Consider the following 23,300-nt stretch of genomic DNA (forward strand, 5'->3'; position numbering starts at 1 on the left):
GCCGGGCCTTTCCGCGTGGCTCGTGCCCCGCCCGCCCGTGACTCCCGCGCGGCTCAGCCGGCGCGGACGCGGATCGGCAGCGACGAGACGCCCATGGTGTCGGGCGCCTGCATGAAGGTGGGGGGCTTGTCAGGATCGGTGCGCAGCTCCGCGTAGCGGTCAAGGAGCATGTTCAACGTGACCCGGCCCTCCATCCGCGCCAGGGCGGCGCCCAGACAGAAGTGGATGCCCCGGCCGAAGCCGAGCTGCGGGTTGGGCGTGCGGCCCGGGTCGAACGCCATCGGGTCGGCGAAGATGCGCTCGTCTCGGTTCGCCGCGCCGAACCACAGCAGGACCATCTTCCCGGCGGGCAGCCGCTGCCCGGCCAGCTCCACGTCGGTGGCGGTGGCCCGGTAGGTCGCCGCGACCGGGCTCAGATAGCGCAGGGACTCCTCGATCAGACCCGGCACGAGCGTGCGGTCCGCCCGGACGCGTGCCAGCTGGCCGGGAAAGTGATCCAGGCACAGCACCGTGTTGCCGAGCAGCATCGTGGTCGACAGGTACCCGGCGATGAGCAGCATCTTGGCGAAGCCGACGATGTGCTCGTCACCGAGCCGCCGCCCGTTCAGCTCGGCCGCGAGCAGCCCGCCCAGCAGGTCGTCCCGGGGGCTGCGGCGGCACCGCGCGATGTGCTCTCTCAAGTAGCCGAGCATCGCGCGCATGTACTCCATCGCGGCCCCGAAGGCGCGTTCCTGTTCCTCGGCGCTGTCGGCGAGAGACGTGTCGCCCATCTCGCCGACCACTCCGGTCATCCACGCCTCGAACAGATGGCGGTCCCCGACCGGGATGCCGAGCAGCTCGGCCACCACCGTCACCGGCAGGGGGTAGGCGATCGACGTCATCAGGTCGAACTCGTCCTCGTCCCGGACGGCGTCGAGGAGTTGGCGGGCGAGCCGGGTGATCTGGGGCTCCAGCTCGGCCACGACCTTCGGCGTGAAGGCGTGCCGCACCACGTCGCGCAGCCAGCGGTGGTCGGGCGGGTCCATCTGGAGCAGATCGCCCTCGGTGAAGGAGTCACCGGCGTTGTCGGGCATGAGCCGCGCCGTCTCCGCCGACGAGAAGGCCCCGGGCAGGCCGAGGGCCTCGAGCACCTCCGCGTGACCGTAGACGTTCCAGGCGTCCATGGCCTCGTCGTACCGCACGGGCCGCTCCGGCGGGCGGCCGTACAACCAGAACTGATCGGGGTGGATGCCCCACCGTTCGGCAAGGGAGGTCATCGCTCCGCACCCGCCCTCGGCCCGTCGGCCGGTGCGGCCATGGCCGCGCGCAGGCTCCGGGGCCGCAGATCGGTCCAGTGCTCCTCGACGTACGCCAGGCACGCGTCCCGCCGCGCGGCGCCGAAGACCACGCGCCAGCCCTGGGGAACCGGAGCGAACGACGGCCACAGCGTGTGCTGGTCCTCGTCGTTGACCAGGACGAGGAAGTCCCCGTCCGCCGCGTCGAAGGGGTTGGCGCTCATGGACGGACTCCCTTGTCTCCGCCGGCGCTCGCACCGGCCAGCCTGTTCGCGATCGACACGGTGATCTCGCCGCTGCGCGTGGCCAGGTTCGACAGCAGCGACGAGGACAGTCCGTGGGTGTGCTCGGTGCCGCCCTGCAGATAGATCCCGCAGTGCAGGCCGGGCGCGGTGACGAGCCGGAAGTCCCGGTCGACGTGGAGCCGTCCCTCGGCGTCGCGCAGGCACCAGGGGGCGAGGTCGCCCAGGACCGCCGCGGGGTCCATGGGCTCGTACCCGGTGGCGCAGACCAGCACGTCGAGGTCCATGTCGTAGGACTCCTCGCGGGCCGTCGAGTGCAGCGTGACCCGGACGTCGTTCTGGACGGACTTCACGCCCGCCACCCGCGTCAGGTTGAGGAAGCGCAGCCGCTCCGTGCCCGCGAGGTCGTCGTCGTAGGCCCGCCGGTAGAGGTCCTTGATGACCTCGCTGTCGACCACCGAGTAGTTGGTGTTCTTGTGGTAGTGCCAGAAGGCGTCGCGCGAGCGCCGCGTCCCGTGGAAGTAGTCGTCGATCGCGTCCGGGTCGAAGACCTGGTTGGCGAACGGCGTGTTGTCCGCGATCGAGTAGCCGTACGCCGGGACGATCGCGTAGATCTCCGCGTCCGGCAGGGCGTCGTGGAGGAACCCGACGATCTCGGCGGCGCTCTGCCCCGCCCCGGCGACGGCCACGCGCCGCAGCGGGCGGTGGTGCCGCCGGAACCGGTCGAGGAACTCCGAGCTGTGCCACACGGACGCGTCGGCCTCCACCCCGGCCGGCATCCTCGGCACGAGCCCGGTGGCGATGACGACGTTGCGCGCCTTCACCAGGCGGGTGGCGCCGCCGGGGGCCGTGTCGCACACCGTGAGCAGGGCGTGGTCCAGCGGCGTGCGGGCCCCGGCCGGTGTGCGCAGGGCGGTGACCCGCGAGCCGTAGTGGACGCGCGGGCGCAGCCTGGCCTCCGCCCACTCCAGGTAGTCGTGGAACTCCTTGCGGGTCGGATAGAAGTCCTGGTTGTTGACGAACCTCGCGAGGCGGCCCGACGCGTGCAGGTAGGCGACGAAGCTGTAGGGCGAGGTGGGGTTGCGGAAGGTGGCCAGGTCCTTGAGGAACGAGACCTGCATCTTCGCCGACGGCAGCAGCATGCCGCGGTGCCAGCTCAGCGAGGCCCGCTGTTCGAAGAACGCGGAGGTGAACGGCTCGGGGTGCTCCTCCAGCGCGATGGCGAGGGAGAGGTTGGCGGGTCCGAAGCCGATGCCCACGACGTCGTAGGTGTCCGGTCCTTTCATGTCCACGGGGAAGTCCCTTCGTCTTCTTCCACCGGCATCGGCCGGCGGCCGCCGTCGTCGCCCGCCGGCGGCCACCGGCGCGCGCCCTCGTTCACCGTCGTTCTCCGGCGAGATGACGGGCGATGACCTGGCAGATCTCGGTGGCGGGGCCGGGCAGATACAGGTCCTCGTGTGCGCCGGGCACGTCGTACTGGTGCAGGGAGCCGTGGACGTACGGGCGCCAGTGCCCGGCGAAGCCGCCCCCGGGCCGCGGCACCGCGTTGAAGAGCAGGGCGTCGCCCCGGTACACGGGTGAGGCGAAGTCCCCCATCAGACCGGTGTAGTTGACGATCGCGGCGACCGCGGTGTCCACGAACGACGCGTCGGCCCCGCCGGTGAGGTGTTCGGCGAAGTAGTCCCGCACGGCGGCCTCGGTGGGCGGTGCCTGGGCTGCCAGGTGCTCGCCGGGCGCGCTGTCGAGCAGGGCGAGAAGGCCCACCTCGTGGCCGCGGCGCTGTAGTTCCGCGGCCACCGCGTGGGCGAGCGTTCCGCCGACCGAGTGGCCCAGCAGGTGGAACGGGCCCCGCGGCTGGACGGCCAGGATCTCGTCGGCGTAGTCCGCCACCATCTCCTCGACGGACCGGGGCAGCGCGGCCGACCCGTCGAGCCCCTTGGCCTGGATCCCGTACGCCGGCCGGTCCCGCGGGAGCAGCGCGGCGAGCCCCAGGTAGGGCCAGCAGATCCCGCCGCCGGGGTGGATCCACCACAGGGGTTCGCGGTCCCCCCAGGTCCTGAGGGGCAGGACGGGGGCCAGCGGGTCCGTGGGTCCGGCCGGGGCGTCGCCCGCCGCCACGGCTTCGGCGAGTTCGGCGACGGTCGGGTGCTGGAACACGGTGGCGAGCGGTACGTCGGCGCCGATCACGACGCGGATCCGGTTGACCAGGCGCGCCGCCGAGAGGGAGTGCCCGCCCAGGGCGAAGAAGCCGTCGTCGAGGCCGACCCGGTCGAGCCCCAGCGTCTCGGCGAACAGGTCGCACAGCAGGCGTTCCCGCAGGGTGCGCGGGGGCCTGCCGGTCGAGGACCGGGCGTAGTCCGGGGCGGGCAGGGCGCGCTTGTCCGGCTTCGCGCTCGCCGTCAGCGGGATCTCGTCGACGACCATGACGACGGCGGGTACGGCGTGCTCCGGCAGGCGCTCCCGCAGGTGGGCCCTCAGCTCGGCCGGTGAGGTCGCGCCGGCCCGGTCGGTGAGCGTGACGTATCCGACCAGGCGCTCGTCGCCGCCGGGCGCGTCGACGACGACCACGGCCCGGTCGACCGCCGGGTGCTCAAGGAGGGCCGCCTCGACCTCGCCCAGCTCGATGCGCAGTCCGCGGAGTTTGATCTGGTCGTCCTCGCGTCCGCGGAAGGCCAGTTCGCCGTCCGCGGTCCACGCGACGACGTCGCCGGTGCGGTACATCCGCTCGCCCGCGGGCCCGAACGGGCAGGCCACGAAGCGCTGTGCGGTGAGCGCCCGGCGGCCGAGATATCCCCGCGCCACTCCGGCACCGGCGATGTACAGCTCCCCCGGGACCCCGGCGGGAAGCGGCCGCAGCGCGGCGTCGAGCACGTACACCTGGGTGCCGGGGATGGGGCGGCCGATCGGTGGGATGCCCTCGTCCCCGGTGAGCGGGGCGGTCATGAGGCTGGCCGCGGTGGTCTCGGTGAGGCCGTAGATGTTGACCATGCGCCGTCCCGGTGCCCACCTGCTCACCAGGTCGGGCGGGATCAGCTCGCCGCCGGTCGCGAGCGAGGTGACGGTGGACAGGGCTCCCGGCGGCAGCTGTGCGAGCGACCCGATCGGGCACATCAGGTGCGTCACGCGGTTCTTCGCGACGGTGGCGGCGAGCACCGGCCCGGCTGTCAGCTCCGCCTCGTCGGCCACCACGAGGGTCGCCCCCGACAGCAGCGTCGTGTAGATCTCGCACAGCGAGACGTCGAAGCTCGGCGACAGCAACTGGAGCATGCGGCTGCCGGACGTCACCTCCAGTCTCTCGGCGTGCGCCGCGACGAGGGCGGCGATGCCCCGGTGCGAGACCGCGACGCTCTTGGGCCGCCCCGTGGACCCCGAGGTGTAGAGCACGTACGCGAGGCCGTCGGGGTCGGTGGTGCCGGGGACGGTCACCTCCTCGCCCTCGGGCAGCGGATGGTCGAGGCGCAGCACCGGTACGGGGAACCGGGACAGCGCCTCGGCGGTGGTGGCGTCCGCCAGGGTCAGGCACGCCCCCGAGTCGGCCATCATGTAGGCGATGCGCTGGTCCGGGTAGCCGGCGTCGACGGGGAGGTAGGCGCCGCCCGCCTTGGCCACGGCAAGGAGTGCCACGATCAGCTCGGGTGAGCGCCGGGAGGAGACCGCCACCACCGACTCCGGGCCCACTCCGTGCTGGAGCAGTGCCCCGGCGACCCGGTCGGAGCGGGCGTCGAGGTCCTTGTAGGTCAGCGCGTGCGGCCCGTGAGCCACGGCGGTCGCGTCGGGGCTCGCGGTGACCTGGGAGGCGAAGAGTTCCGTGAGCGTGCCGGGGACGGGCTCGGGCGGCCGCCGGAGCGCGGGGGCGTCCTCGGTGGCGATCGCGCCGATCGGCGTGTCCGGGGCCTCGGCCAGGGTGCGCAGGACCGCGGCCAGCCGGTTGACGATCTCCGCGGCGGTCTCGGGGGCGAACAGGGCTTGTTGGTACTCGACGACGACGCGCAGGGCGGGGTCGGCGGACGCCGCGACGCCGAGGGGGTAGTGCGTGCCGTTGGGTGAGGTGACTTTGGTGATCGTGATGCCGCCGGTGTCCTTCGGCTCGTCGTCCGGCAGCGGACGGGAGGGGTCGAAGGCTTTGGAGGGAGCGGCCTCGAAGACGGCGACGGTGTCGAAGAGGTCGGGCAGGCCCGTCTGCCGCCGGATGTCGGTCAGCGGATGGTGGTGGTGGTCGAGCAGCGCGGTCTGCCGCCGCTGGAGGTCGGTCAGGACGTCCTGGAGGGTGGTCCAGGGCGTGCAGGTGAGCCGGACCGGGACGGTGTTGATGAACAGGCCGACCATCGACTCCACGTCCGCCACGGCGGGGGGACGTCCTGAGACCGTGGTGCCGAACAGCACGTCCTGCCGTCCGGTCAGGCCCGCGAGGACGATCCCCCACACTCCGTGCACCAGGGTGCTGAGGGTGACGCCCATCTCGGCTGCCCGGCGCGGCAGTTGGGCCGCGGCGCCTTCGGGCAGCGGGACCTCCAGGCGCCGGGCGGTGCTCTCGGGCGCCGTCGGCCGCGGCTGCCGGGAGGGGGCCAGCAGGGTGGGTTCCTCGACGCCGTCCAACTCCTGCGCCCAGGCGCGGGCGGACGCCTCCCGGTCCTGTCCGCCCAGCCAGGTGAGGAAGTCCCGGTAGGCGGGCGGCGGCGGCAGCGCCGAGGCGTCGCCGCCGGCCGCGTACAGCCGCAGCAGTTCGCGCATGAGCAGCGGCACCGACCACCCGTCGAGCAGGACGTGGTGGGCGGTGAGCACCAGGACGGCCGACTCGGCTCCCGTCAGGACCAGGGTGAGCCGGATCAGCGGCGGCACCGCCGGGTCGAAGCGGGTGGCCGCGTCGTCGGCGAGGAGCCGCCGCAGCGCCCGGTTGCGCTCCGGCTCGGCGAGGTCGCGCAGGTCCGCTTCCCGCCAGGGCAACGTGACGCCGTCCAGGACCAGTTGGACCCACTCGCCCGCGAAGTCGCCCGCGAAGGCGACACGCAGGTTGGGGTGCCGGTCAAGGAGGGCCTGCCCCGCGCCGCGCAGGCGGGCCGGATCCACCGTCCCGGCCAGGTCGTGCACCAGTTGTACGTGGTAGGGGTCGTAGCCGGTGCCGGAGAGCAGGGACTGGAAGAGCAGGCCGGACTGCAGGGCCGTGAGCGGCCAGACGTCCGCGAGCGCGGGATGGCGCTGCCGCCAGGTGTCGAGCTGCGCCTGCCGCACCGCCACCAGGGGCACGTCGGCCGGGACGAGCCCGCCCGCGCCGGGCCGCCGGGCGTGGCGCGCCAGTTGGGCGAGGGCGGTGCGCCACAGCTCGGCGAGGTCGCTCACCTCGTCCCGGGTCAGCACCCGGCCGGCGAAGCCGAACCGGGCGGTGAGGCGGGGCCCGTCCGGGGTCTCGGTGACGTACGCGTTCACGTCCAGCGTGGACATCAGGGACATGTCCGGGTCGCACCGCACGGTCAGGTCGGCGGCGCAGGGGGCCTCGGTCCAGCCCAGGGAGCGCAGGTGTTCGGGCAGGTCCGTCGCCGCGAAGCGCCCGAGGTAGTTGAAGGTCACCTGGCCGGAGGGGTACCGCGCCAGCTCGGCGGCGGTCTCCTCGTTCAGGTGGCGCAGCATCCCGTGGCCGAGGCCCTTGTGCGGCATCCGGAGCAGTTGGGTGCGGACGGCCTTGACCACGTCGCCGACGGCCGCGTCCACGAGGGCCGGATCGGCGTCGTCGGCGGCCGGTCGCAGCGCCGCCCCCGGCAGCTCGACGCGGAGCGGGAAGAGGCTGGTGAACCAGCCCACCGTGCGGGACAGGTCGGCCCCCGAGGCGATGGTCTCCTCCCGGCCGTGGCCTTCCACGCGCAGCAGCGTCGAGGGCTCGGTCACGCCGCGCGCCCGGCGCCACCGGCCGAGGGCGAGCGCGAGCGCGGCGAGGAGCCCCTCGCTCGGCCCGCAGCGGAAGGCGGCGGGCACCGTCGTGAGCAGTGCCGTCGTCAGGTCGGGCGGCACCTCCACGTCCAGGCTGTCGGCCGTGGCCTGGACGTCGACGGCCGGGTCGAGGGCCCGCTCGCCGAGGAGCGGGTCGGGGCCGTCCAGGACGGACCGCCACAGCGGCAGCTCCGCCGTCAGCTCGTCCGTCGACGCCAGGTGGGCGAGCGTGCGCGCCCAGTGCCGGAAGGAGGTGCCGACCGCCGGGAGCCGCGGCGCGTCACCGGCCCTGACGCGGTCCCATGCGGCGGCGAGGTCGGGCAGCAGGACGCGCCAGGACACCGCGTCCACGACCAGGTGGTGCAGGGCGACGACGAGCAGTCCCGGGTCGGCCCACACGAAGCGCGCCATCACGCCTGCCGCCGGGTCGAGCAGGCCGAGGGCGGCGTCCAGCGCGCGCTGGAGGCCGGCCGTGCCGTCGCCGTCGCCGCGCTCGACCCGGGTGACGAGGGTACGGACGTCCACCGAGCCCGGCGGCTCGACCCGCAGCGCGCCGTCCACGAGGCGGGAGCGCAGCATGTCGTGGTGGTCGACGACCGCGGTCAGCGTGGCGGCGAGCCCCGCCTCGTCGATGCCGGCCGGCAGGTCGAGCACGGTGGCCATGGCGAAGCGGTCGATCGTCCCGTGCTCCAGCAGGTACGCCCCCATGGGCGGCAGCGGCAGGGCGCCGAGGCCGCTGTCGCCCGGCTCCACCGGGGTGTGCGCGGGGGCGGCCCGTTCGTCGGCCCGCGCCGCGAGCTTGGCCACCGTCCGCAGCTCGAACATCTCCCGCGGGGTGATCTCGACACCGCGCGCCTTGGCCCGCGAGACCACCTGGATGGACCGGATGCTGTCGCCCCCGGCCAGGAAGTAGTCGTCGTGGACGCCGACCCTCTCGATGCCGAGGACGTCGACGACGACGGCGGCGAGCGCCGCTTCCGTCGCCGTGCGCGGCGCCCGGTACGCGACGGTGGGCGCGGTCCGCTTCGCGGCGGCCGGGGCCGGGGCGCCGACCACGCCGAGCGGGGCGCGGGGGTCGGCCACGGCGCCGCGCAGCAGCTCGACGAACCGGTGCGCCAGGTCCTCGACGGTGGCGCGGTCGAACAGGTCGGTCGCGTACTCGACGTAGCCCCTCACGCCGCGTCCGGGGACGTCGACCATGATGAAGGACAGTTCGAGCTTGGCCGTGGCGGTGTCAACGGTGTCCAGGGCCGTCCGGAGCCCGCTCAGCTCGAAGTCGCCGTCGGTGACGTTCTGCCAGGAGAACATGACCTGGAACAGCGGGTGGTAGGCGGTGGACCGTTCCGGGTTGAGCAGCTCCACCAGCCTTTCGAAGGGGACGTCCTGGTGGTCGTAGGCGGCCAGGGCGCGGTGCCGCACCTCGTCGAGGATCTCGGCGAACGTGGGGTTCCGCGGTGTCCGGACGCGCAGCACCCAGGTGTTGACGAAGAACCCGACCAGGTCCGTCAGCGCCTCCTCGGTGCGGCCCGCGATCGGGGACCCGATGGTGAGGTCGTCGCCGCAGCCCAGGTCGCGCAGGAGGGCCGCCAGGGCGGCCTGGAGGACCATGGACGTCGTCGCGCCGCGGGCGGCGGCCAGTTCCTCCACGGCGGCCATCAGGCCGGGGTCCAGCGGGAAGGTGACGAGGTCGCCGCGGTGGCTCATGACGGCGGGCCGGGGCCGGTCGGTCGGCAGGCGCAACGGCTGGGGGACGCCGTCGAGTTCGGCCCGCCAGTAGTCGGCCTGGGTGGCGAGCACGCTCGCGGGGTCGTCCTCGTCGCCCAGCAGTTGCCGCTGCCACAGGGTGTAGTCGACGTACTGCACGGGCAGTTCCCGCCACTGCGGCGCGGCGCCGCGCAGCCGGGCGGCGTACGCCGTGCTCAGGTCGCGCATCAGGGGGGCGATCGACTCGCCGTCGCCCGCGATGTGGTGGATGAGCAGCAGCAGTACGTGCTCCTGGGGGCCGCACCGGAAGAGGCGGCCGCACACCGGGGGTTCGGTCGCCAGGTCGATGAGGTGGACCGCGGCATCGGCGACGGCGTCGTCGAGGGCCGCGGGGTCGACCTGGACGACGGGGACGTCCAGGGGCACCTGGCCGATCGGCAGGATCCGTTGGAAGGGCACGGCGTCGTCGTCCTGCGCCACCAGCGTGCGCAGGCTCTCGTGGCGCGCCACCACGTCCCGCAGCGCCCTGCGCAGGGCGGCCACGTCCAGGGCTCCGTCCAGGCGCAGCACGATGGGGACGTTGTAGGTCGCGGACGCCCCGTCGAAGCGGTGGGCGAACCAGACGCGGTGCTGGGCGGGTGACAGCGGCACGTGGTCGGGCCGCGGCTCGGCGCGGCGCAGCACGGGGCGTTCCGACGGCCCGGTGGGCAGGTGCTCGACCAGTTCGGCGACGGTGGGCGCGTCGAAGACCGCGCGGATGGGCACGTCCACGCCCAGGGCCACCCGGATCCGGCTGACCAGCCGGGTGGCGAGCAGCGAGTGGCCGCCAAGGGCCGAGAAGTCGTCGTCGATGCCGACCTTCTCCAAGCCGAGGACCTCGGCGAAGAGCAGGCACAGCAGCTCTTCGCGCCGGGTGCGCGGGGCCCGTCCGCGCCCCGCGCCCGCGCCGAGGTCGGGGGCGGGCAGCGCGGCCCTGTCCAGCTTGCCGCTGCTGGTCAGCGGCCAGGCGTCGAGGGCCACGACGGTCGTGGGCACCAGGTGGGCGGGCAGGCGGTCCGCCGCGTGGGCGCGCAGGTCCTCGCCGAGCTGGCGGGGGTTGAACCAGCGCTGCTCGGCGGGTGCGGGGGTGGCCGGCGGAACCGCGGCCCCGGGGCGGACGGCGTAGACGGAGTGCATGTCCGTGCCGGCCAGTTGGTCCTCCTGCCGCACGGTGACGTCGAAGCCGTGCTCGCGCAGCAGGCCGCAGATGTGGGCGAGACGTCCTTCGATGTCGTGGACCTCGACGGCCAGCTGGCGGATGAGCGACCAGTGCTCGGCCTCGATGCCCCGCAGGACGTCCAGCTCGCTCTTCTCCGCGTCGATCTTCAGCAGGTCGATCACCGGGAGGTCGTGGTCGCGTATCACCTGCGAGAGCGTGCGCATCTCGATGTCGAGCCGCTCGCTGTGCAGTCGCTCCGTCAGCAGTTCGGCGAGTTCCGCCTCGTCGAGCCCGGCCCGCTCGCCGTCGTCGCCGAGGACCAGCTCCAGCATGCGGCGCTCCTCGCCCTCGTCGGCGAAGCGCCCGGAGAGCAGGGACAGGTCGGGGTAGTAGGTGAACTCGGCGGTGCCGGGCGCGCTGCCGATGCCGCAGTTGGTCACCACGGCGTCGATGCCGTGCAGTTCGGCGTTGAGCCGGAACATCCCGGCGAGTTCGGGCATCGGTTCGAACGCGTGGATCCGGGCGTCGGGCCACTGCCGGCTGACGAACAGCGAGAACAGGCCGACGTGGCCGCCGACGTCGACCACCCGGGCGCCCGGCGGCAGGGTGATCCCGGCCTGGAGGTAGGCGTTGTGCGCGAAGATCTCGTCGTACAGGAACGCGGTGCTCGAGGGGTTGCGGGCGTGCACGGTCATGCCGTTGGGCAGCTCGTGCAGCTCCTTTCCGTCGAGCCGTCCCTCGCGGCGCAGGCGGCACAGGTTGGCCACGGCCGACGCCGTGCCCGGGTCCGGCACCACGTAGGCCACCAGGAGGGGCCCGGCGCCGCTCTCGCGGGCGAGGACGACGGCCCGCTCGACGCCGGGGTGAGCGGTGAGCACGCTCTCGATCTCGCCGGGTTCGACGCGCCAGCCCCGGATCTTGACCTGGTCGTCGGTCCTGCCGAGGTAAGTGACCTGTCCCTGGCTGTCCCAGCGGACCAGGTCGCCCGTGCGGTACATGCGCGTGCCCGGCGCGCCGAAGGGGTCGGCGACGAACCGGTCGGCCGTCATCCCCGGCCGGTGGACGTAGCCGCGGGCGAGCTGGTCGCCCGCGAGGTAGAGCTCCCCCGCCATGCCGGGGGCGACGGGGGCCAGGCGCTCGTCCAGGACGTAGAGCCGGGTGTTCCACACGGGCCGGCCGAGGGTGACCGGGCCCGGCCCTGCCGGACACGGCGCGGCGGTGACGTCGACCGCGGCCTCGGTGGGTCCGTAGAGGTTGTTCAGGCGGGCGCCGAGGACGGTGTGGTACTGGTCCCGCAGGGCCGGGGGCAGCGCTTCGCCGCTGCAGATGACCTCGCGCAGGCTGGTGCACCCGGCCGCCGCGGGGTTCTGGACGAAGTCCTGGAGCATCGAGGGGACGAAGTGGGCGAGCGTGACCTGGGCCCGCTGGATCAGGGCGGCGAGGTACGCCGGGTCCCGGTGTCCGTCCGGCCTCGCCACCACCAGCGTGGCGCCGGACAGCAGGGGCAGGAACAGCTCCCACACCGAGACGTCGAAGGTCAGGGGCGTCTTGTGCAGGACGCGGTCCCGGGCGGTCACCGCGTAGTGGTCGCGCATCCACAGCAGCCGGTTCACGATGGCGGCGTGTTCGACCGCCACGCCCTTCGGCCGGCCGGTCGAGCCCGAGGTGTGCAGGACGTACGCCAGGTTCGCGGGGGTCGCGCGGGTGCCGCGCCCGGCACTCGCGGGAGCGGCCACGGCGTCGGCATCGGCATCGGCATCGGCGTCGACAGGGCGGTCCGGCTCGTCCACGGTGACGCGAGTGGCCCCGCTAGGGAGCGGCGCGTCCGGCGTGGTGAGGGTGAGCACCGGCCGGGCGTCGGCGTGGACGTGGGCGATCCGGTCGGCGGGGTGGTCCGGGTCGACCGGCACGTAGGCGGCGCCGGTCTTCAGGGTCGCCAGGAGGGCGACGACCATCTCCACCGAGCGGGTCAGCATCACCGCCACCACGGTCTCCGGCCCCGCGCCGCGGGCCGCGAGGCGGCGCGCGAGCCGGTCGGCGCGCTCCGTGAGTTCGGCGCAGGTGACGGCCTCGTCCTCGTAGCGCACCGCGATGGCCGCCGGTGTCCGGGCGAGCTGTTCCTCGATCAGTTCGGTGAGGGTGACGGAGGGCACCGCGTGGGCGGTGTCGTTCCACCGGGTGACCACCAGCTCGCGCTCGGCCGGGTCGAGCAGGGTGACGCGGCCGACCGGTGTCCGCGGGTCCTCGGCGAACTGCCGCAGGATCCACTGGAAGCGGTCGGCGATGCCGGTGACCACTTCGTGGTCGAAGACGTGCCGCTGGTACTGGAGGACGAGCCGCAGCTGCGGGTCGGCGTCCGCCACGACCGCGAGCGGGTAGTGGGAACCGCCGTAGGGCGTCAGGCCCGTGACGGTCACCCCGGTGCCCGCGTAGGCCTCGCTGAGGCCGACGTGGTCGATGGGGTACGACTCGAAGACCACGAAGGTGTCGAACAGCGGGGTCAGGCCCGCGGCCCGCTGGATGTCGGCCAGGCCGCGGTGATGGTGGTCGAGCAGCGCCGCCTGGCGGTCCTGCTGGCGGGTCAGCAGCTCGGCGAGGGTGTCGTCGGCTGGGCAGCTCACCCGCACAGGCAGCGTGTTGATGAACACGCCCACCATGGAGTCCACGTCAGGGAGGGCGGGCGGGCGGCCCGAGACGGTGGCGCCGAACACGACGTCCGAGCGGCCGGTCAGCCGGCCGAGGAGGATCGCCCAGGTGCCCTGGACCAGCGTGTTGAGGGTGATGCCCAGCTCGGCCGCGCGCCGGGACAGGTCGCGGGCCAGGGCGGGGGGCAGCGGGACGGCCACCTGGCCCACGTCGGCGGCGCCGACCGCGGAGGCGCCCGGGGCCAGCAGGGTGGGCCCTGCCACCTCGTCCAGCTCCGCCGCCCAGGCGCGCGCGGCCGCCTCGTGGTCCTGCTCCGCACGCCACTGGAGGAACTCCCGGTAGCCGCGCGCGCGGGGCAGCGCCGAGGCGTCGCCGCCCGTGCCGTACAGCTTCAGCAGGTCCCGCAGCAGCAGCGGAACCGACCAACCGTCGAACAGGACGTGGTGGGCGGTGAAGACCAGTTCTGCGGTGTCCGCGCCCGTGGTCACCAGGGACAGGCGCAGCAGCGGCGGCGACGCCAGGTTGAAGTGGGTGCTGCGGTCGTCCGCCAGGAACCGTTCCAGCTCCGCGCCCCGGTCGGCGTTGCCCTCCCGGCCGCTGAGGTCGAGGTGGCGCCAGGGCAGCTCGATCCGGTCCGATATGACCTGTACGTGATCGCCGTCGCCGTTCGGTACGAAGGCGGCGCGCAGGTTCGCGTAGCGATCGAGCAGGCTCTGTCCGGCCGCTCGCATCCGGTCCGGGTCGACCCGGCCGGACAGGTGCAGGACGAGCTGTACGTGGTAAGGGTCGAAGCCCGAACCCGCCAGCATCGCGTGGAACAGCAGCCCGGACTGCAGGGGTGTCAGCGGCCAGATGTCGGCCACCGCCGGGTAGCGGCGCTCCCACTCCTCGATCTGGGCCTGGCGCACCGTCACCAGCGGCACGTCCGAGGGCGTCAGGCCCCCGGCGCCCGGCTCGGCGACGTGCCGCGCGAGGGCCGTCAGCGCGGCGCGCCACAGGTCGGCCAGCTCGCGCACCTCCGGCGCGGTCAGCACCCCGCGGGGGAAGCTGAACCTGGCCGAGAGCACGGGCCCCTCCTCGGTGTCGGTGACCAGCGCGTTGACGTCGAGCGCGGACAGGGCGGGCATGTCGGGGTCGAGGTCGGCGAGGAGTTCGGCGGTGCCGGGGGCGCGGTTCCAGCCGAGGCCGCGCAGGTTCTCCGGCATGTCGGCCTCGGAGTAGCGGCCGACGTAGTTGAACGCGATCTGGCCGGAGGGCAGCCCCGCCAGCTCGGCCTCGGTGTCCTCGTTCAGGTAGCGCAGCAGGCCGTAGCCGAGCCCCTTGTCCGGGATGCGGAGCAGTTGCTCCTTGACCGCCTTGACGGCGCGGCCCACGGCCGGGCCCGAGGCGAAGGCGCCCTCCGGCGTCCCGTCGTCCGGTGCGGCGCCGTCGTCCGCGTCGGCGACGTCCAGGCGTACGGGGAACATGCTGGTGAACCAGCCCACCGTGCGGGACAGGTCCGCGCCCGGCACCACGTCCTCCTCGCGGCCGTGGCCCTCCAGGCGGACGAGCAGCGAACTCTCGTCGACGCCCCGTGCCCGCCGCCACCGCCGGACCGCGAGGGCCAGGGCGGCCAGCAGGCCGTCGTTGACGCCGCCGTGGAACGTCCGGGGCACGTCCGTCAGCACCGCCTCGGTGACCTGGGCGGGCACCCGCACCCACAGGTGCTCGACGGTGGACATGACGTCCACGGCGGGGTCCGGGCGCCGGGCGCCGAGCACCGGGTCCGGGCCCTGGAGCACGGAGCGCCACAGGGGCAGCTCGGCGTCCCGGCGCGGCGCCTCCTCCGCCAGCGCGTGCGTCCAGCGGCGCAGCGAGGTGCCCACGTCGGGGAGGGTCGGCGTCCGGTTCTCGCGCACCTGCTCCCACGCCGCCGCGAGGTCCGGGAGCAGGATCCGCCAGGAGACGGCGTCCACCACGAGGTGGTGCAGCACCATCAGGAGCCGCCCCGGGTCGCACCACACGTACTGCGCCATGACTCCGGCCGCGGGGTCGAGGCGGCCGGTGGCCGCGTCCAGTTCCGCGCGGGCCAGGTCCTCCCACGGCCCGTCCCAGGTCACGCGGCGCAGCAGCGCGCGGGCGTCCACCGAGCCGGGCGGCAGGATCCGCAGGCCGTCGGCGTCGAGGCGGGACCGGAGCACGTCGTGCCGGTCGAGTACGGCGGCCAGGGTCGCCACGAGACCGGCCTCGTCGATGCCCTCGGGAAGGTCGAGCACCATGGACATGGAGAAGCGGTCGTATCCGCCGCCCAGCTCCCGCATGAACCGGGCCACGGGCGGCAGCGGCAGGAACCCCACGCCGCCTCCGGCCAGCTCCGCCAGGTGTTCGTCGGTGCCCGAGCGCGAGCAGGCCAGCTCCGCGAGGCGCGCCACCGTGCGGCACTGGAAGACCTCGCGGGAGGTCAGCTCGATGCCGTGGGCCCGGGCCCGGGCGACGACCTGGATCGAGCGGATGCTGTCGCCGCCCCGGGTGAAGAAGTCGTCGTCGACGCCGACCCGGTCCACGCCGAGGACTCCGGCGTACACCGCGACGAGGACCTCCTCCTCGGGGGTGCTCGGGGCGCGGTACGCGCCGCCGGTGAACTCGGGGGCGGGCAGCGCCGCGCGGTCCAGCTTGCCGGTCGGGGTCAGCGGCAGCTGGTCGAGGACCACGAAGGCGGCCGGCACCATGAACTCCGGCAGGCGCTTCACGACGAAGGCGCGCAGCTCGGCGATCGAGAGTCCGGCGGACAGGTCGACGTTCTGGTGGCGGCCGCCGCTGCCGGTGTCGCGCGCGGTGCGCCCGGTCGGGACCACGTAGCCCACGAGGTGGCGGCCGGTGGGCAGGTCGTGCGTGGTCACCACGGCGTGGGTCACGCCGGGGTGCGCGGTCAGCGCGGCCTCGATCTCGGCGGGTTCGATCCGGAAGCCGCGGACCTTCATCTGGCTGTCGTCGCGCCCGACGAACTCCAGCCGGCCGTCGGTGTCCTGGCGGACGAGGTCGCCGGTGCGGTACATGCGCTGCCCGGGGGGCCCGAAGGGGTCGGCCACGAAGCGTTCGGCGGTCAGCGCGGCACGGCCGTGGTAGCCGCGGCCCACCTCGCCGGCGACGTACAGCTCCCCGACGACTCCCGGGGCCACGGGTGCGAGTCCCGGGCCCAGGACGTAGGTGCGCATGTTGCCGAGGGGGGTGCCGATGGGTGCGCTGCTCGACGCGTCCGGCGGGGGCGGGTCCTGGATGACGTGGGCGGTCGCGTAGAAGCTCTCGCTCTGGCCGTACCCGTTGACCACGCGGACCCCGGGGAACGCCCGCTGCACCTGGCGCACCAGTGACGTGGGCAGCGCCTCACCGGCGAAGACCAGGCTGTCGACCCGGGTGTGCGGGGCGATCTGGTCGACGAGTTCGGCGAAGACCGAGGGCACGGAGCTGATCACGCTGCCGGACCAGCCGCCCCGCTCCCCCAGTTCCAGCACGTCCCGCACGACCTCGACGGTGCCGCCGGTGGCCAGCGTGGTGACGATCTCGAAGACGGACACGTCGAAGCCGATCGACGTGCCCGCCAGCATCCGGGCGCCCGGCCGCAGCCCGAGCGTGGCCGCGAGCCGGGTCACGCCGTTGACCACGCCGCGGTGGGTGATCGCGGCGCCCTTGGGCGTGCCCGTGGAGCCGGAGGTGTACAGGACGTAGGCCAGGCCGTCCGGGTGCGGCGCGGCCACCGTGACGTCCGGGCCCGTGTCCTGGGCCCTCAGGTCCTCCAGGCACACCACGGGGAGGTCCCCCGTCGGCAGCGCGCCGGCCGTACCCGCCTCGGTGAGCACGAACACCGGGCGGGCCTCGGCGAGGACGTGCTCCAGGCGGGTGCTCGGATAGCGGGGGTCGACGGGCAGGTACGCGGCGCCGGACTTCAGGATCGCAAGGAGGGCGACCACCAGGTCCGCCGACCGCGGCAGCGCGAGGGCGACCAGCGTCTCGGGGGCCGCGCCCTCGCGGACCAGGGCGCGGGCGACACGGGTCGCGTGCTCGTCCACCTCCCGGTAGGTCAGCTCGCGCCCGTCGTGGACCAGCGCCACCGCGTCGGGCGTCGCCTCGGCCTGGCGCTCGAAGAGCTCGGGGACGGTCGCCCGCGGCGTCGGGGCCGCGGTGTCGTTCCACCGCGTCAGCAGCGCGTGCTCGGCCGGGGTCAGCACGTCCACCGCGCTGATCGGCGCGTCGACGTCCGCGGTGAGCCGGCGCAGCACCCGCACCAGGCGTTCCCCGACGCGCACGACGGTGTCCCGGTCGAACAGGTCGGTGGCGTACTCCAGGTGGCACACCATCCCCGGGGCGGCGTCGGCGAAGTTGAACTCGAGGTCGAACTTGGCCGTCGGTGTCGCCACGGTCCGCATCGACGCCCGCAGGCCGGGCAGGTCCAGGTCCATGCGCTGGTTGTTCTGCCAGCTGAACATCACCTGGAACAGCGGGTGGTAGGCGGTGGAGCGCTCGGGGTTGAGGGCCTCGACGAGCCGCTCGAAGGGGGCGTCCTGGTTGTCGTACGCGCTCAGGGCCTTGTCCCGTACGCGGTCGAGCACCGTCCCGAGCGTCGGGTTGCCGCTGAGGTCGGCCCGCAGCACCCAGCTGTTGACGAAGAACCCGATGAGGTCGGCCATGGCGTCGTCGTTGCGGCCCGCGACGGTGGCGCCCATCGTGATGTCCTCGCCCGCGCCCAAGTGGTGCAGCAGGACGGCGAGGGCGGATTGCAGCACCATGGCCGTGGTGACGCCCCTGGCCGCCGCCAGGTCCTCGACGGCGGCCACCAGGCCGGGCTCGATCGCGACGGTCACGAGGTCACCGCGGCGGCTCGGCCGCGGGGGCCGCGGCCGGTCGGTGGGCAGCCGCAACTGTGCGGGGGCGCCGGCCAGTTCGGCCTTCCAGTACCTGAGCTGGGTGGCGAGCAGGCTGTCGGGGTCGTGCTCGTCCCCCAGGATCTCCCGCTGCCACACGGCGTAGTCCCGGTACTGCACCGGCAGGTCCGGCCACTTCGGCTCCTGCCCGGTGACGCGGGCCCGGTAGGCGGTGGTCAGGTCGCGGGCGAGCAGCTCCGTCGACTCTCCGTCGACGGCGACGTGGTGGACCACCAGGACCAGCGCGTGCCGGTCCGGCCCGGACCGCAGCAGACACGCCCGTACGGGGATGTCGGTGGACAGGTCGAAGCGGTGGGCCGCCTCCTCCGCCACCGCGGCCTCCAGGTCGTCGGGCGGGACGACCGTCACCGGCACGGGCAGCACAAGGCGGTCCACCGGGACGATCTTCTGCGTGGGCACGCCGTCCTCGTCCTCGATGAACACCGTGCGCAGGGACTCGTGGCGGACGACGACGTCCCGCAGGGCCGCGCGCAGCGCGGTGACGTCCAGCTCGCCGTGGAGACTCACCTCGAAGGGCACGTTGTAGACCGCCGAGGGCCCTTCGAGCCGGTCGATGAACCACAGCCGCCGTTGTGCGAAGGAGATAGGGATCACTACGTCCGCTCCTCGATCGTTCTTGCCACGCGAGCCAGGGCCGTTCGACAGCGCACGCTCTTCAGAAGGGAGGCCTCGGAAGGCGGGATTCGGAGGGGGGTGCGAGGGGGGTGACTTCTGCCGGGGGCGTGCGGAGTCGTTCGACGGCCGCGGCCATGCCCGCGACCGTCGGGTCCTCGTAGAACTCCTGGGTGGTCATGCGGACCGCGATCCGGTCGTCGACCAGGCCGAGCAGCCGGGCGGCGCGCAGGGAGTCGCCGCCGAGTTCGAAGAACGAGTCGTCCCTGCCCACCCGTGGGCGGTCGAGGGCGTCGGACCAGAGGCGGGCCAGGCGCCGTTCGAGCGCGGTGGCCGGCGGGGTGTGGGCGCGGGCGGCCCGGCGAGGGGCGGCGTCGAGCAGGAGCCGGGGCGCGTCGACGGTGCCGTCGGCGTGCCGGGGGATGCGCGGCAGCTCCACGAGGCGCACCGGCACCGGGCAGGCGCGGACCTGGGGCTCCAGGGCGGCGCGCACGGCCTCGGGGTGGGCGTCCGCAGCGGGGGCCCGCGGGGTGGAGGGGGCGTCCCGCCGGGTGTAGGCAACCACGAGTTCGCTGACGCGCAGCCCTTGCGGGGCCAGTTCCTCGACGATCCGCGGATGCGCGAGGTCGAGGCCGAGGAGCAGATAGTGGTGGGGTGAGGTCAGGGCGCTCAGGAGCAGCTTCAGGCCCTCGTCGGGGTCGACGGCCAGGAACCCGCGGCGCCGCGCGGGCTCGCTCGGCTGGTCCCGGTTCATGCCGACGCCGCTCCACATGCTCCAGGCCAGGCACCGTACGGAACGGCCGCGTTCGTGCCGCCAGTGGTCCGCGAAGCCCACGAGGAAGGCGTTGGCCGCGGCGTAGGCGCCGAACGCATGGCCGCCGAACTCGCCGTTCACGGAGCCGAAGAGGACGAGCGTGGCGTCCGGGCGGCGGTGGAGCACCCGCGCCACGGCGAGCGTTCCGGCCACCTTGGCGTGGTACTGCTCGGCGAAGGTCGCCGCGGTCTCCCGGGCGAGGGTGTGCCGTTCGAGGGCCGCCCACTGCCCGGTCGGGTCGGCGGCGGCCAGGTGCAGCACCCCGTCCACGGGCGCGCCCCAGGCCTCCTCGGCCGAGGCGAGCGCGGCTTCGAGGGCGAAGGCGTCGGCGACGTCGGCCCGGTGGTGTCGGACGTCGCCCAGCTCGGCCAGTTCGGCGAGGCGGGCGGCCTTCTCCCCCTCGGCGGGCGAGCGCCCCACGAGCAGCAGCCTGGCCCCGTACGCGGCCAGCAGGTGTCCGGCGATGTCCAGGGCGATGCCGCCGAGGCCGCCGGTGATCAGGTACCGGCCGCCCGTGATCACCGGCGGTGCGGCGCCGTCCGTGCCGCTGTCCTCGGGGACGGGTACCAGGACCGGCCGCCAGCGCTGCTGGTCCCGTGCGGCGACGACGCCGGTGCGCTCCCGGTCGGTCAGTTCCGTGCGCAGCGCCTGTTCCCACCGCCGGTGGTCGGCGGGCAGGTCGAGGTGCCGGATCCGCGGTGTGGTGGACTCGCCGACCGCGGTCCTGACCAGGCCGGGCACCGCGCAGGTGCCGAGGTCGACCCGGTCGCCGTCGCGGACGTGCAGCGCTCCCGCGGTGAGGACGAGCACGAGGGGGCTGCCGAACTCCTCCTCGGCGAGCGCGCCGATCAGCGCGGTCAGTTCGGCCGTCGTCGCGGTCAGCTTCGTGAGGGGGTCGCCGTCGCACGACAGCGGAAGGGCGAACACGACGGTGGAGATCGCGCCGTGCCGACCGGTCACCGACCGCAGCAGGTCCCGTAGCCGCGCCCGGTCGTCCGGCCGTACGCGGTACCGGTCCGGTACCTCCTCGACGAACCCCTCGCCCCGGGCCGCCACGACCAGCGGGCCGTCGGGGCGCAGCCGCCTGAGCACCTCCTTGTCGGCGAGCAGCAGCCGCACGCCGTCCTCGCCCCGGGGGGCGGGCCCGGGCAGGGGCACCCACTGGCGCCGGGCGACTCCGCGTCGTTCCGTCTCCCCGGTGGTCGTGAGGAGGCGGTCGTCGAACGCTCCGGCGCGCAGCCGGTCGGCCAGCGCGGACCGCTGGATCTTCCCGCTGCTGGTCTTGGGGAACTCGGCCTCCCTCAGGGGCACAAGGAGGTCCGGGGCGAGCCCGGCCTCCCGCCCCAGGGCCAGGCGCGTGTCCTCGGCGATCCGGGTGAGCGCCGTGGCCTCGTCGTGCCCGGGCGGGACCTCGGGCACGAAGAAGACGGCGAGGCGGTCGGACGTGGCGGCGGGTTCGCGCACCCCCGCCGCGGCCACGAACGTGGGCCGTACGCCGTCGACCCGCTCGACGACGCTCTCCAGTTCGTGCGCCAGGTAGTTGATGCCGCGCACGATGATCTGGTCCTTGGCGCGCCCGGCGATGACGACCTCGCCGTCGCTGACGAAGGCGAGGTCACCGGTGCGGAACCAGTGGTGCTCGTCGTACGCGGCACGCTCGGCCTCCTCGTTGCGGAAGTAGCCGCGCATCATCGTGGCGCCCTGGACGCGGAGTTCACCCACCCTGTGCTCCGGCAGGACGGACCCGTCGTCGGCCGTGACGCGCAGCCGGACTCCGGGGATCGGCCGTCCCACGGTGGAGAGCACCGCCGCGCGCCGGTCGCCGGGCGGCAGCCTGCGGACGGCGCCGCTCAGGGACGCGGGGTCCACCGCGACGGTGCCGGCGGCGGGCTCGGCACGGCTCTGCCGGGTGTAGGTGACCCCCGAGCACGTCTCCGACATGCCCCAGCACGGCACCATCGCGTCGGCGCGCAGCCCGTGCGGCGCGAGCAGGTCGAGGAAACGGTGGCTGGTCGAGGCGACGACGGGCTCCCCCGCGTTGACCAGCTCGCGGACGCGGGACAGGTCCCAGGACCGCCGGCGGATCTCCGCGCCCCGCTCGTTGACCATGGAGAAGGCGAAGTTGGGCGCCCAGGTATTGGTCACCCGGTACCGGTCCATCCAGTCGAGCCAGAGCAGCGGGTCGACGAGGAAGTGGTCGGTCCTCGCGTTGACGTGCCAGCACCTGACGAACACGTCGCGCACGTTGTACATCGCGACGGTCACGTGGTCCAGCGGCATCCAGATGAGGCTGACGTCGTGCTCGGTCAGTCCGCAGTGCGCGGCGACGGCGTACGTACGGGCCGCCACTGAGGCGTGGGTGTGCCGTACGCACTTGGGCACGCCGGTGCTGCCGGAGGTGAGCAGGTCGAGCACGGGGTCATCGGGCGTCGCGGGGAACCAGTCGTGGTCCGGTGGCGCCTGGAGGAGGTCGTGGGTGGTGAGGACGCGCACGTCGGGCTCGCCCCACAGCGCGCGCACTCCGGCCAGCGCCCTGGCGGTGGCCGTGTCGGTGAGCAGCACCGGCCGGCCGAGCAGTTCCCACGCGTTGTGCAGCTTGCGGTTGGGTTCGTTGCGCGTCCGGTACGTCGGGGCGACGGCGACGGGCGCCGGTACGAACCCGCCGAGCACGCACGCCCAGAAGGCCGTGAGATAGGCGCGGTTGTCGGCGAACACGAAGAGGGCGGAGTCGCCGGGGCGCAGTCCCGCCGCGCGCAGACCGCCGAGGGCGCGCTCGGCCTCGGCGAGCAGCTCCGGGTACGTCTGGACGTCGTCGTCGTGGTCGCGCCTGATGAAGCGCGTGCCGCGGTCGGGGGCGTACGCGGCCGCCGTGCGGAGGGCCGCTTGCAGCGTGGCGGGCGCGCCGTCGGGAAGGGTCAGGGGCCCGCCGTCGAGGTCGGCGAGCGGGCCGTCGGCGGCGGACGCGGGCGGCGGGGCGGGGGCGGCGGACGCGGGCGGCGCGGCCGGGCCGGCCGTCCTGCGGGCGACCGCGGCCGCGTCGGCGACGCAGGGGAGCCGCCGGGCCGCGTCGGCGACGCGGTCGAGGGCCTCCTCGTCGAGCTGCCCGGACGCGCCGAACGGGCCGAACCGGTCGGACGGGGAAGGCCGGTCGGCCCGGTCGCGCCGGCCGGGCCCGTCGACGTGCGTCATCTCGTTCCCCCATCCGTCGCCGGGGCCAGTGTCCGCTCGCCGATGAACGCGACCACGTCGGCCAGCTGGTCCAGGAAGTAGAAGTGGCCGCCCTCGTACAGCCGGGTGGTGACGTCCTTGGTGGTGCACGCCGACCACGCGCTCAGGGTGTCCACGGGTGACCGGGGGTCGGCCGTGCCCGCGAGCACGGTGACGGGGCACTCCAGCGGCGGCCCCGCGGTCAGACGGTGTCGTTCCCACAGCGCGAAGTCCGCGCGCAGGACGGTCAGGAGGGAGCCCATCACGTCCTCGTCGGCGAGGATCTCGGCCTCGATCCCGCCGAGCCGGATAATCTCGGCGCGGAACTCGTCGTCCGGCAGTTCGTGGAGCTGCCGTACGCCCGTTCGCCCCGGCGCCGGTTGCGCGGACAGGAAGAGCTGCTCGGGGCCCCGGTGGCCCCGCGCGCGCAGTGCCTGGGCGAGTTCGTAGGCCAGCGCGGCCCCGCAGGAGTGGCCGAAGAAGGCGACCGGGCCGTCCAGGACGGTGCGCAGGGCGTGGACCAGGACCCGGACCAGCGGGCCGACCTCGGTGAAGGGCTCCTCGGTGATCCGGTTCTGACGGCCGGGCAGCTGCACCGCGACCAGTTCGACGTCCGCGGGAAGCCGCTCGGCCCAGGCCGTGTAGGCGGCGGCGCCGGCGCCCGCGTGCGGGAAGCAGATCAGCCGCCGCCGGTGCCCCGGCCTGCGCGCCCGCCAGACGTAGGGGCTCTCCGGGACCAGCTCCTCGATGTCGACACTCATG

The 23,300-nt window shown here is 74.2% G+C and carries 6 protein-coding genes; all 6 read right to left on the minus strand.

The features are described 5' to 3' along the window. Nucleotides 1–53: 53 nt before the first annotated feature. The 6 genes from AC5WAM_RS06250 to AC5WAM_RS06275 all read right to left on the minus strand — a co-directional run bounded on the left by AC5WAM_RS06250 (nucleotide 54) and on the right by AC5WAM_RS06275 (nucleotide 23,299). On the minus strand, nucleotides 54–1,256 hold the full coding sequence (locus AC5WAM_RS06250; protein WP_495521890.1) for a cytochrome P450: 1,203 nt from the start codon (nucleotides 1,254–1,256) through the stop codon (nucleotides 54–56). Continuing rightward, complete coding sequence (locus tag AC5WAM_RS06255) at nucleotides 1,253–1,498, minus strand: MbtH family protein (RefSeq protein ID WP_366794667.1); 246 nt, start codon at nucleotides 1,496–1,498, stop codon at nucleotides 1,253–1,255. The genes AC5WAM_RS06250 and AC5WAM_RS06255 overlap by 4 nt, the downstream gene beginning before the upstream one ends. Further along, nucleotides 1,495–2,802: a lysine N(6)-hydroxylase/L-ornithine N(5)-oxygenase family protein gene (locus AC5WAM_RS06260; protein ID WP_495523513.1), complete on the minus strand. Its 1,308-nt coding sequence runs from the start codon at nucleotides 2,800–2,802 to the stop codon at nucleotides 1,495–1,497. Before AC5WAM_RS06260 ends, AC5WAM_RS06255 begins: the two co-directional genes overlap by 4 nt. 91 nt (nucleotides 2,803–2,893) lie before the next feature. Then, on the minus strand, nucleotides 2,894–18,499 hold the full coding sequence (locus AC5WAM_RS06265) for an amino acid adenylation domain-containing protein (RefSeq protein WP_495521891.1): 15,606 nt from the start codon (nucleotides 18,497–18,499) through the stop codon (nucleotides 2,894–2,896). A gap of 61 nt (nucleotides 18,500–18,560) precedes the next feature. Further along, nucleotides 18,561–22,520: an SDR family NAD(P)-dependent oxidoreductase gene (locus AC5WAM_RS06270; protein ID WP_495521892.1), complete on the minus strand. Its 3,960-nt coding sequence runs from the start codon at nucleotides 22,518–22,520 to the stop codon at nucleotides 18,561–18,563. Further along, nucleotides 22,517–23,299, minus strand: coding sequence for a thioesterase II family protein (locus AC5WAM_RS06275; RefSeq protein ID WP_366794663.1), 783 nt, complete (start codon nucleotides 23,297–23,299; stop codon nucleotides 22,517–22,519). The genes AC5WAM_RS06270 and AC5WAM_RS06275 overlap by 4 nt, the downstream gene beginning before the upstream one ends. Between the last annotated feature and the right edge of the window lies 1 nt (nucleotide 23,300).

Source organism: Streptomyces sp. JLYT201, assembly GCF_059448825.1.